This is a genomic window from Vibrio sp. Sgm 5, assembly GCF_026241575.1.
Classification (GTDB): domain Bacteria; phylum Pseudomonadota; class Gammaproteobacteria; order Enterobacterales; family Vibrionaceae; genus Vibrio; species Vibrio jasicida.
Genome location: NZ_JAPHPY010000036.1, coordinates 50891 through 62377, shown reverse-complemented (window position 1 = coordinate 62377; position 11487 = coordinate 50891). Strand labels below are relative to the sequence as shown.

Annotated in this window: 14 protein-coding genes; 3 read left to right on the top strand and 11 right to left on the bottom strand. The window is 44.2% G+C overall.

The genetic code is table 11. The features are described from left to right. Positions 1-99 precede the first annotated feature (99 nt). The 8 genes from OQJ86_RS18400 to OQJ86_RS18365 form a co-directional block, all read right to left on the bottom strand. Positions 100-825: a MipA/OmpV family protein gene (locus OQJ86_RS18400; protein WP_265989045.1), complete on the bottom strand. Its 726-nt coding sequence runs from the start codon at positions 823-825 to the stop codon at positions 100-102. A 195-nt stretch (positions 826-1020) separates the two neighbouring features. Continuing rightward, positions 1021-2133, bottom strand: coding sequence for an ATP-grasp domain-containing protein (locus OQJ86_RS18395; protein WP_265989043.1), 1113 nt, complete (start codon positions 2131-2133; stop codon positions 1021-1023). Continuing rightward, positions 2121-3389 (bottom strand): F390 synthetase-related protein, encoded by a 1269-nt coding sequence (locus OQJ86_RS18390; protein ID WP_265989041.1) that lies wholly within the window; start codon positions 3387-3389, stop codon positions 2121-2123. Before OQJ86_RS18390 ends, OQJ86_RS18395 begins: the two co-directional genes overlap by 13 nt. Then, positions 3377-4240, bottom strand: coding sequence for an MBL fold metallo-hydrolase (locus OQJ86_RS18385; RefSeq protein WP_265989039.1), 864 nt, complete (start codon positions 4238-4240; stop codon positions 3377-3379). Before OQJ86_RS18385 ends, OQJ86_RS18390 begins: the two co-directional genes overlap by 13 nt. Then, positions 4209-5195, bottom strand: a complete 987-nt coding sequence (locus OQJ86_RS18380) for an NAD-dependent epimerase/dehydratase family protein (RefSeq protein ID WP_265989037.1) — start codon at positions 5193-5195, stop codon at positions 4209-4211. Before OQJ86_RS18380 ends, OQJ86_RS18385 begins: the two co-directional genes overlap by 32 nt. Beyond that, complete coding sequence (locus tag OQJ86_RS18375; protein WP_265989035.1) at positions 5192-6181, bottom strand: ketoacyl-ACP synthase III; 990 nt, start codon at positions 6179-6181, stop codon at positions 5192-5194. Before OQJ86_RS18375 ends, OQJ86_RS18380 begins: the two co-directional genes overlap by 4 nt. Before the next feature lie 196 nt (positions 6182-6377). After that, on the bottom strand, positions 6378-6827 hold the full coding sequence (locus tag OQJ86_RS18370; RefSeq protein ID WP_265989033.1) for a YaiI/YqxD family protein: 450 nt from the start codon (positions 6825-6827) through the stop codon (positions 6378-6380). After that, entirely contained in the window at positions 6824-7117 is a 294-nt protein-coding gene (locus tag OQJ86_RS18365) for a hypothetical protein (RefSeq protein WP_265989031.1), read from the bottom strand. The genes OQJ86_RS18370 and OQJ86_RS18365 overlap by 4 nt, the downstream gene beginning before the upstream one ends. Before the next feature lie 905 nt (positions 7118-8022). On the opposite strand from OQJ86_RS18365, the gene OQJ86_RS18360 reads away from it, so the two are divergent. After that, on the top strand, positions 8023-8508 hold the full coding sequence (locus OQJ86_RS18360; RefSeq protein ID WP_038864682.1) for a GNAT family N-acetyltransferase: 486 nt from the start codon (positions 8023-8025) through the stop codon (positions 8506-8508). On the opposite strand, the gene OQJ86_RS18355 is transcribed toward OQJ86_RS18360, so the two are convergent. Together OQJ86_RS18355 and OQJ86_RS18350 are read right to left on the bottom strand one after the other, a co-directional pair. Then, a complete protein-coding gene (locus OQJ86_RS18355) occupies positions 8468-8767 on the bottom strand; it encodes a DUF3301 domain-containing protein (protein WP_039976952.1) in 300 nt (99 codons plus the stop codon). The genes OQJ86_RS18360 and OQJ86_RS18355 overlap by 41 nt on opposite strands. Positions 8768-8780: 13 nt before the next feature. Further along, positions 8781-9818, bottom strand: a complete 1038-nt coding sequence (locus OQJ86_RS18350; RefSeq protein WP_265989028.1) for a DUF3549 family protein — start codon at positions 9816-9818, stop codon at positions 8781-8783. A gap of 76 nt (positions 9819-9894) precedes the next feature. Here OQJ86_RS18350 and OQJ86_RS18345 point away from each other — a divergent pair, with 76 nt between their 5' ends. Then, entirely contained in the window at positions 9895-10209 is a 315-nt protein-coding gene (locus OQJ86_RS18345; RefSeq protein WP_038864800.1) for a YqcC family protein, read from the top strand. 5 nt (positions 10210-10214) lie between these two features. Beyond that, positions 10215-10982, top strand: a complete 768-nt coding sequence (truC, locus tag OQJ86_RS18340) for a tRNA pseudouridine(65) synthase TruC (RefSeq protein WP_063344111.1) — start codon at positions 10215-10217, stop codon at positions 10980-10982. Between the two features lie 94 nt (positions 10983-11076). Here the strand turns inward: truC and OQJ86_RS18335 are convergent, their stop codons facing one another. Beyond that, entirely contained in the window at positions 11077-11460 is a 384-nt protein-coding gene (locus tag OQJ86_RS18335) for a DUF3461 family protein (RefSeq protein ID WP_038864687.1), read from the bottom strand. Between the last annotated feature and the right edge of the window lie 27 nt (positions 11461-11487).

The following is an 11487-nucleotide window of genomic DNA, read 5'->3' as shown; positions in this document are numbered from 1 at the left end:
TTAAACTACAAACCATCCTTGAAGGCTACGAACTCGCAATGTCTCTTGATCACTAGACTTGTGATCAAGAGACAGGCGTTTATCGCAGGCTTTTTTCGTTCAAAGACCTGCGAAACGATAGGTTAGACCGACTTCTAACGACCAACCTATATCACGCTGTATCAATGTGCTGTCACTGTCATGATGAATAAATTCTGCTTTGGTGATTGCAATCCAAGATGGTGTGACTTCATAAAGACCAATAAGTCCTGCTTGGTAAACAAAAGTAGAATTGGCTTTAAATTCTCTTAGCCCTGATGCTGCCGCTTCTCGCGCAGAGACACTGTACAGATGGTTAGAGAGTTTTTTATCTCGGTAATCGACTTCTAGAAAGGGGGTGAGGGTAAACGGTGGTAACCAAGTCTCTAGTGTCCGGCCGAGATGCAGTTGAACTTCGTAACCATTGTGATCTGAGGTGACATCATGCAGATAAGTCAATCTTGCGCCAACAGTGCCCAAAGTAATACCAAATTCACCATTGCCATCGCGATCGGTGATGCCATTTGGTAAATCGACAAAGGTGTTGGAGACTTCCGCAAAGCGCCAATTAGCCGATAGGCCCAAATAAGTTAATGCTTGCCAGTTGGCTAAGCTGCCATCGACAAAGCCAATGGGGCCGGAATAGAACAAGTTAGGTGTCGCACCAAACTGAGGTGTGTCTTTGACGGAAAAAGCGCTTTCGCCAGAGGTGATACTACCGCCAACAATGCCAAAGGGTTCTTGGCTGGCAAGCAACGTCGTAGAAAAGAAAAGTAATGAAAAGGGGACGACGATCCGTGCGTTCATAAATAAAACTCCATTCTTGTTATAACTACAGAGAACGGAGTTTTCGGATTTATATTTCATTGGTGAATTGTTACAACGGAGAAGTAGGCGTTGCTTTACGTTTGATAAGGAGCCAACTGAAGAGCTTGTCTCACTTCTTCGTTTGAACTGGCGAGCCCATTTCCTCACTTGATAACCTGTTTTGATGGAAAGGCATTATGAAGGCAATTCTTCACCATTCCACTCTATATCAACAGTCGAAGCCGCAGCCAATTTCACTTTGTTCTTCCTTGCTAATTGAAGCAGTTCAAAAACGCTCAACATTTGGCTCCTGATCGGTAAGTTGTGTTGCTGCATTACGTTGACGCCAGATAGCCAATCCTGCCAAGTATTTGTTTTGAAGAGAGATAATAAGCCTTGTGCGATGAGCGAAACCGCACCTAAATGGTGTAACTGCGGTTTTATAGGAAAAGAGAACGCAAGTTCGGGAAACAATTGAATACATTGCGGTGAGAGCAGGTGTAAACCACTAGTGGCTCTTGGGTTGCACTCGATTATATATAGCTCATTGTTTGTCTGGATAAAATCAAATGAAACTTGACCATGGTAGCGATGCCGGTGTCCAAAAGCAGTCATAAATGCATCTAATCGATTATTCACTATTGGTTGAAATGCACTGGCGGCAGAGCCATTTACGCAGTTTTTGGGTAAATAAGCTTGGTGTGCTCTCATTTGACCATGTTCAAAAATCGCGTAGTTGCAAATAGGTGCTCCGTGGATTTTTTCTTGCTGTACCCAAGGGTGTTGAGTCGACATCGTGAGAGTGGAAATAGACTGACGGGTAATATCTCGTATCACTTCACCGCCGAATCGAGAGTAAACCGGTTTGAGTACTGAGTCAGCATCAATCTCAATGTCATGTTTATCGGTAACCAAACGAGTTTTGGGTAGGGAAATCTCGGGTAAATCTCGAAGTTGGTCAAAGACGGTAAACTTGTTGTGCAGTGAGCGCAGTAATGTCGAATTGGGTAGAAAAAAATGGACTCTCGGACACTGTTGGGCAATGTGTGCCAAATAGTACACTTCTTCACAAGTCGGTATCACCATATCAATGCGCTGCTGAGTTAGTAAATTGAGGATCTGTTGCTGGTAAGTAGGAAACGAAAATCGAGGTGAAGCCGTTTTTACGTAATGCTCAATGCCTCGTAAAAACGCCCCCAGAGGTTGTGCTAATGAATCAGTGAGAACGACATCGTGTCCATGATTCATACACATTGCTGCCCACTCTAATGCGACGGGGGCCCGGGCGCCAGTGATTAAAATCCGCATGTATTCACCACTCGTCGTTGTTTGTTCATCGGAGTCCAAATCGGAGCGGGGCGATAATTGAATGTGACTGGATCAAGCTTTAGTTGATCAAACAGTTTTACTAGGGCTCGATAAATGCTCGGGTGGTGGTAAACATCCGCCTCGATTTGAATAGCCTGCGCTCCGGTTTGGGTGATTCGGTAATCGACACGCTCCTGAATTTCTAAAGTGATGGATCGGTAAATAAGATCAGGCAGCACCGACACTGGTACTTGGCTTGCCTTCAATGTTAGGCAGTCGCCACATCGCCCGGCAATCGCTCCGAGCGGTTCAAATACGCCGTCGTCCTGTTTGCTCTCAATGATATCGTCAAGCTGGTAGCGAATAATTGGCTGAGTTTTACGACGAAAATCAGTGATTATAGGGCTGTAATGAGTGCGTTCAGCGTTTAGCCAATGTTTTTCAATATAGACAATATCTTGATTCCATCGCATTTGTCCTTGTTGGTCCGTGCACGCAAGAAAACCTTCAGTACATTGATAGACTTCATACAGTTCACTATCGAATTTTTGAGAAATATAGTGACGATCGCTCTCGGTTAGCACCTCTGCTCCAGAAATGATCCGATTTGGCTGGATCGCTGGCTGACCAAATTGACCACTGAATTGAGCACAGAGTTGAAGGGCTTGAGCGCTACCAACCAAAAGCGTGGGTTGAAACTCATCTAGTTCCTTTATCCACTCTTGGTAAGGTTTGTTTAAATCAGCATAAAAGAACGTAACGGGACCTTTTGCTACGGATTTATACAATGGGCTGTTGGCTCGCAGGGCAAGAGCAATTCGATGTTTTCCCCACAAGCCGGGTAAGAGGCGACCCAAAATGTTGCCTGCCCAGAGTTGCGTTTCTTGTTTATCCGCGAGGAACAATCCACGCATACTAGAGGTGCCAGAAGACAATCCAACAGTTACATTGCCAACTTTTGAAGCTGCGAAATTACGTGATTGTTCTGCCTCTAACGCCTGTTGCATTAATGAGTTTGCATCCAAACCTTTTGTGTTTAACTCAGAAAGATTTTCCATCATGGTTTGCTTATTCATGATTGGGAAATCACAGATTGACGCTCCTTGAAATGAATGATAATAAGGAGAATGACGACACACCCAATCCAGATGTTGTGTTACCTGTTTTTGTTGCCACTTTTCAACATGTGTTCTTGAGCTAAAAGGGCGGTAGCGTGTACGCCAAAACTCAGAGAGAAAAGTTCTCACATTATCCATCCTTCTGTAATTAACTGCTGGATTGTCGCTTGGCAATGAGAAGGCACAAAGCGCACAAAGTGATGGGTATGCTGGTAGCAATTTCTCAACTCAGAGAGTGTTTGTTTGTAAGCTTGGGTATTATCGCAAAGCATGTTCGCGAGCCAATGTTGATCGATGTTTTCACTCAAGCTCTCGATTAACCAACAGGCATCTGCTAATAAGAACAACCAACCTTGCTCTCTCTTCGCTAAAAGCCCTACTTGACCAGCTGCATGCCCGGGTAAACTCACCATATAAATTAAGCCGTCGTTGAACATATCTTTACAAAGCAGATCAACGCCTTGGCAATGGGGAAGGATTTCACCAATTGGTATGGAAAAATTACGGTGCATGACCAAGTTGGATTCGAGTTGTTGAGGGAATAGCGCTTTTAGGTATCCTTTTCTTACGCCTCCCACTCGACCACTCTTAGTTAGGGCGTCCACTCCTTTTTGTTGGCAATGTAGTTGAGAGTGAGCAAACTCAGACACGGCAGCGATGTGATCGGCATGGAAATGAGAAAGAACCAAGTGTTCAATCTCATGAGGTCCGATTTTCTCTTTTGCTAACTGAGCCACAACTCCGTGCTCTTTTTGATAGTGACATGGCGTTGTCCAAGCATAAAAGCGTTCAGGGAAAGGGCGAGTGGCACGGAAAAAATGCTCGTGATACCCCGTGTCAAACAGAATGTTACCTTGAGTTGGGTGTTGAATTAACGCGACAGCCGCTGGAAACGATCTTGGCTTTAACCCAGAGCCGGGCTTGACGACAAAACCAGGGTGTACGCAGTGCCCAGCCTCAAAGATTTTTATTTTTAGACCAGTCTGCATACTGTTGGATTCCTTCTTGAACTGAAAAAAGCGGTTGGTAATTCAGCTTTTTTTGCGCCTTACTGATATCTAGAGTTTGGTGATAGTTAAATAGCCCTGCGCTGTATGAAGTAAGCTTTGGCTCCGGTTGGTGCGGTAAGCGCATCCGTATTTGCTCACTGAGTTTTAATAACGGCAACACAAAGCGGTATGGGAGTGATGTTAATTTAACGTTTATGTTCAATGCTCCACATAAAGCTCTTAGCACGGTCTCAATCGGCATTGGCTCATTATTGGATATATTGAAGATGTCACCATGTTGAAGTTGTTCCGCTTGAGTACAAGCAAGCATGGCAGCATGGGCAACATTATCGACATAAGTCAGATCAACAACCGGGTTTCGCCCGGATGGCAGAAGTAGTGTGTCGTTTTTTATCGCTTTAAGTACCCTTGGGATAATCGCGCGATCGTTCGGACCGAAAATACCACGAGGTCTTAAAATGATCGTTTTGCTTTGCCCTTGTATGGCTTCAAGTTCAGATAAGTATTTAGTGTGCGCGTAATCATTACACCAACGCGAAGCAATATCGTCTGTTTCTCGAATGTTCCACCTGTCTTTGTGGTCAAAATAGACGCTGGTGGAGGAGATATGGATAAAACGTGGTACCTGATGGGCATTCGCTGCGCAGATAAGGTTTTTTGTGGCATCTACATTGGATTGATAAAATGCTTCCCACTTACCCCAAGGGTTTGAGAGTGCGGCGCAATGGATGATCGCATCCATACCTTGGCATACTTCATGAACCGCTGATTTATCCTCTAAATTGATTAAATGCGGTGTGACATTGAGTTGGTCTGCGAGTTGTTTTGCGATGACAGTATTTCGCGCAGTAAAGTGCAGTTCATGTTGCTGGTGAAACATTCGTAGAATCGCACTGCCCAGCATACCACTGCCACCTGTGACTAATATTCTCATAATTTAAGTACGCCCATCCCCAACGAGAGCCCAGCAGCAGTGCCCGCCAATAACACATGTTTCCCTTGTGTGCCTGGTTGGTTGCGTAGCCAGTGCAAATTTATCGGCAGCGACGCAGCGACTTGGTTACCCAAAGTAGAAAAGTGATTAACGGTTTTCTCTTTCGGTAAACCGACGAGTGAGGGTAACTTCTTTAAACCGTGAGCACTCGCTTGGTGTGGAAGAAAGTAGTTAATATCGCGAAGAGTGACTGGAGAGGAGCCAAAGCCTTTTTCAAGAAACGCTGGCAAAGTTTTGCGCACATGCTTAAACAGTGCTTTGCCTTCCATCTCAAATTGGCAGTTTTTCAAATAGGCTTGATGCTTTGAAGTATGCGGGTTGATATGACTGCCTCCCCCCTTAATTTGACAGAATGAATACCCAGCGTGATGCGTTTCAAAGTGGCTTGTGATCAGCCCTTCATTCTCTGTTTGCTCTAGTAAAAACGCTGCTGCACCATCGGCAAATAAGGTTGCAACTTCAGGTTTGAGTGCGAAGCTGCGATTCAGTGTGATGCCCGTAGCGAGCTCACTGGTGACAATAATAATACGTTGGTAGCGTTTTGCTATGAAAAGGTTCTGAGCAAGATTGAGAGCTGAGAGAAAAGACAAGCAGGTACTGTTTAAATCAAAACTTTCTAGCGATGTCGGGGCGTCTAATGCAGCTAAAACTGCTGAAGCATCATAAGGTAAAGACTGATGATGTGTGCCACTGGCATAAATAAGGAGGTCAACAGAACTTAGTGAGTGTGTGTTGCCGAGACATTGCATTATCGCTTGCATTGCCATATATACAGCGGTTTCTTTCGTGCTAGCTACATGACGATATTCAACATCAAATTTGTTTCGACAAGTCCCTGAGGGTAATTTTAGGAAGCGATCCATCTCCCGATCTGACCATTGATTGACTGGCAGATAACTTCCACTGGAAAGGATATTAAAGCCCATTATTTTCTACAAAGTTATTAAAAACGCCGTTCAAAATAACTTAAGTTGCATATTGGGTCTATATCGAGAAGGTTAAAAAAATAAGTGAGACAATGCGAATGGGAGCGATAACACGCTTTGTATGCAAGACTGAGTACAAAATATTCGTTAATGAGCCAGGTGTTGATCAACTGGCTCAATTTAAAAGGTGAGAGTTTTACTTCTTAAATTTGGCTAAAATACGATCCAAATGGTTAGCAAACTCTCTGCGTTCAGTTTGAGACAGCGCTGCTGGCCCTCCCGTTTGAATACCGCTTGATCGCATGGTATCCATAAAGTCACGGATATTGAGTCGCGCTTTGATAGTATCTTTCGTGTAAAGCTCGCCTCGTGAACTTAGCGCCAATGCGCCTTTGCTAATGACTTCATCTGCAAGTGGAATATCTGATGTGATCACCAGATCATTGGCTTCGACACGACGAACAATTTCGTTATCCGCAATATCAAAACCGGCAGGCACTTGCAGAGAGTGAATATTGGCACGCTTTGGTACAGGAACTACGTGGTTTGCAACAAAGGTACACTCAACACCGGTTCGTTCAGCCGCACGTACGATAGTCTCACGAATGACTTTCGGACAAGCATCTGCATCTACCCATAATTTCATGCTGTTTTCTCATTTAGTTTGGCTTCAAGCTCTTCAACACGAGCCACCAGTTTAGCTACCGTGTTTTCCAGAACAGTGATGCGATCTTCTTCTTTCGGTGTTTGTACCGCAACTTCAACTTTAGGGATGCGATTCGTGCTTTTCCAACTTTTGATGGTTGCGATTAATGCTGGCATAGGCACAGGCGTTTTCATTCGAGCTTTGACCAGAGCAACGGTTGGCTCTTTACCTTGCTGTTGCAACTGCTCCATCACGGCTTCCAGCTCTTTAGTGATGTCTTGAGTTAACATATTTTGTCCCTACTAAAATGACTTCTGTCATCATACGTTGAGGCGCTGAAATTAGCGAATGGCAATTTCGGCAGACCCTTGTGCGAGATCTCTCACAGAGGTTGTGAGAGAAAACGATTTCGTCATCAGGCTTAAAGAAATTGGTTTGCATAAGATCTTGAAAAATAAGGTCTTAACATTTTTTTAACTAAGTGTTTAAACAAAAGAATATCTTGGGCTGATTGTGATTTAAAAGGAAAAGCGTAAATTAAACCTTGTCGGCAGGAAGCAGACATGGAACAGGAAAGCACCAAGGATTTGGTCATCGTCAGGACGACGATTTGATTATTCAGGATGAGTGATCAAGCACGGAGCGCAGGACATTGTAAGGACACAATCATCAACAGGATGTTGATGACTAAGGATAGACAATGGACCCCTCTTAGGATTGAGGTAAGGACAGCATCAGGAAGATGCAATGGACACCGCTCAAGGAACAAGTGATGCGCGCTAACGAGGATTGTTAGCTATCAGGATGATAAGGACACCGCTAGGACGGCGACGTAAGGACTAAGCTGACGGAATCAGCCACTATTATGGATGATGCATGGAGCACTATTTAGTAGCCGGACTGCTGCGAGTAAGACTATGACCCCGATACGCTAGTGTCGGGGTCTTTCTTATTTTGCACTTTCATAATTTCAGATAATTAAAAGTGTCAATATTACATAATTTATAAATTCCTCATAACACTGAATAAAAAACAATCCAGATCAATATCCTTTCCAATCAGTTGGTTTAACTTTCGGCTTCTCTAAAAGGCGTTATGTACCGCATAACAAATGAATAGCTCTTGAGCTTCTGCTATGCGGATAAATTAAGTTTGCTGTAATCAAGGAACAGATGTGACCATAGTAACCAGAAGAATGCTTCTTCTACCCTACAATGAGTCGTTGCAACTAGAGTTCGTGATGTTAAATTGCTGCGCTAAGAATCGCGCAGAGATGAATGGACCACATACCGTGTCTTCTGCGAAACAGTTGTTTGAGAAGATTCTGGATGATGAGAATGTCTACAGTATGGCGGTACTTGAAAGTACCAGCCGTGACTATATGGGACACGTGTTCATTTCGAATCTGGAGCATGAACCAGAGCTGGGATTTATCTTTGATAAAGCTTATTGGGGTAAAGGATTAGCAACAGAAGCGCTAAAGGCGTTTTTCCCGAAGGCGTGTCGTGAGCTTGGACTACACAAAGTCAAAGCAAATGTGAATAGTCATCACAAAGCATCCATGGCAGTACTGGAAAAACTTGGATTTACAAAGACAAGAGAAAGCAAGGACCTATACGGCCCTTACTTTGAAATGGAATTTACAAGCGATGTGGCGGTAGGTGAAAGTTCAGCGGCCTAAACCCGATCATCGTCAATTCTCCTTGGTAGCAATCGTCACCAAGAGATGAGAACTCAAATTGATACACTGTATGCCAACGCCAGATTCCGTCTGGCGTTTTCATTTTATGTGCACCAAATGCGATGCTGACCAATTGCAGATCAAGTTGCTCGCATTTGCGTGTAATAGCCGCTTTCGCTAATTCTGATTGGCGTCTTTGTTGCCAAAACAAAAAGCAGAAAAAGCACAGTCCTAAAATGGCTAGTAAGTCACCAATCATCCCTAATCCTTTATTATCCCTTGGTCGCTTGCTGCAATTTGACTAATGCCGTCGCTAGCTCTTCCGATGGGCTAGAGTGTAATAGAGGTAGCAGAACCATTCTTAGTTCTGGCAGCATCACTAAGTCGGCAAATAATTGGTTGAAGAGTGCTTGGTTGCCTGTTTGAGCAAGGCGCAGTAAAAACTGCTCAGCGACATTTGCATCAGCCAATAAGTGCCAAGTGCGGCCTGCGATACCAATTAAGACCTCGTGATGACTTAAACGTGGGCTTTGTAAAATTGTGTTCAACACTGGCAGTGAAATTTCCGACGATGCGCCTGCTAGAGCACGGATTAACGCAGATAATAGGAACAGATCAGGCTCATCACTTTCAATCTCTTGCTGTGCTTGTTCTGCAATACGCTGTGCTAGGCGCTCTTGCAGTTCTACATGTTCTAAAGCACCAAGCAGAGCGTAGCGTGGTTCGTTTGGTAGATGGTTTAAGGCCTTACGTAGTGTCACCGCATTTTGCTCTTGGCCAAGGCGTGCGGCCATATCAGTAATACCTTGTAGACCAACGGTTTGCCAGTTTTCCCAACCGAGACCACCAGTGAAATAGTGCTGAGTATGTTCGTAATACTGGCTGGTGGGTAAATCTAAACTAGCGCAAACTCGGCTATGAAATACCGCCATCTTCTCTTCAGCGGGTTTGAAAGTATATGGGTTGTTAGAAAGCTTTTGTTGTTGCTCTTCCGACATTTCCTCATTCAGACGAGTTCCCATCGCCTCTACAACGTATTTAATGAAGTTACCGATATCGGATTGCTTTAGCAAACCACGTTCATCCAGCTCAAATTTTAGAAACCAAATCCACGGTTGTTTTTGTTCATTCCAATACGCGATCGCGAGGTGCGCTTTACGTTGCATTGGGAATGGGTAAGGGCACTGGCCTTTTTCCACATCCGCAAACACTTGTGCATCGATGGTTTTGATACGACGACCAAGGTCGAAGATTTGATATTCACAATGGCTGTTATTTAACAGCTGAGTGAGGGTTTGAATGTTTTCCATTAAATACGACATCCTAATGTTCTTTTCACAAGAAATGGTATCATTCTCGGCTAATTCAAGGTTCGAGACGGAATTAATGGCAACAAACATCCAATTGGTCGACTTACTTCAACAACTTGAAGCGCAATTACAGCACTATGAGCTGTGGCAACAAACCATGCCTACGACAGAAGCGTTACAGAGCACAGAACCTTTCGCGATTGATACGCTGCATCCCCACGAGTGGTTACAATGGATTTTTATTGCACGTATGCGCGCGTTAGTGGAAAGTAACCAGCCTTTGCCGCGTGGCTTTTCTATCGAACCGTATTTCGCGGAAGCTTGGAAGCAAGAACCACATTATGCTGAGCTACTTGTAACCATCCGAACCATCGACGAACTATGTAAGTAATCTCAATGTCAGAACAAGAAACATCACAAGTTGTTACTCCAGTGGAATTGGAGATCGTTTATCAGGATGAGTACTTTGTTGCAGTAAATAAGCCTGCAGGTATGTTGGTGCACCGCAGTTGGTTAGATAAACACGAAACAGTTTTCGTTATGCAAACGCTGCGCGACCAAATTGGCCAACATGTGTTTCCTTTGCACCGTCTGGATCGTCCGACGTCTGGTGTGCTTGTGTTTGCATTGTCGAGTGAAGTTGCATCGCAAGTGATGCCGATGTTTGCTGAACATAAGATGGAGAAAACCTATCACGCGATCGTTCGCGGCTGGATTGAGGAAGAAGACGTTCTCGATTACGCGCTAAAAGTTGAGCTGGATAAAATTGCCGATAAGTTCGCTTCGCAAGAGAAAGAAGCGCAGGATGCAGTGACAGCCTACAAACCGTTAGCGAAAGTTGAGGTGCCGTATTCAACAGGTAAGTTCCCAACCACTCGCTATTGCTTGATGGAAATGCAGCCAAAGACAGGGCGTAAGCATCAGCTGCGTCGCCACATGGCCCACCTACGTCATCCTATCGTCGGTGACACCAGCCATGGTGATGGTAAGCATAACAAGTTGTATCGTACAGAGTTTGATTCTCACCGTTTGTTGCTGCACGCGTCGGAGTTACGTTTTGTCCACCCATTTACCGAGCAAGAAATCGTAATGAAAGCGGGTATTGATGAAACGTGGCAAAAATTGTTTGCACGATTCGAGTGGGATGAATCATTGGTGCAATAAGCCGTTAGTTTGATGAGCTCCGCTTTGATTCAATCAAAAAGAAAGGGGTTGGTATCTATACCAACCCCTTTTAAATTGTTTAGTTCTTAACGTTTTATTTCAGCTTTTCTAGATCCGCTTCGATCTCGGCGATTTTACTCGAAACCACCTTTTCCAGATGACGAAGATCGGACAGAATCTTCTGCTTCACGTCCACTTCTGCGGTTTTTACCGGTTTAGTTATCTTGTTTAATTCGTCGATGACTAGAGTTAAGTTACGATTGATTTCAGTAATTTCTTTGTACTTATGGCTGCCGCTGTCGACCAAGACGTTCTTTACTTGGCGTGGATATTTGAATTTAACGCTTTTGGCAAAGAATTCGCCTTTTTGTTTGTGGAAGTAAATTTTGAGGACGTCTTTGTGTGCTTCTTGGCGTAGGGAGTAACGTTCAATTTGTTTTGGTTCGTGGATACCCAAACCAGTGAGGTGGGGATACATAGGCTACCTCTGTCTCATAACTAGAAT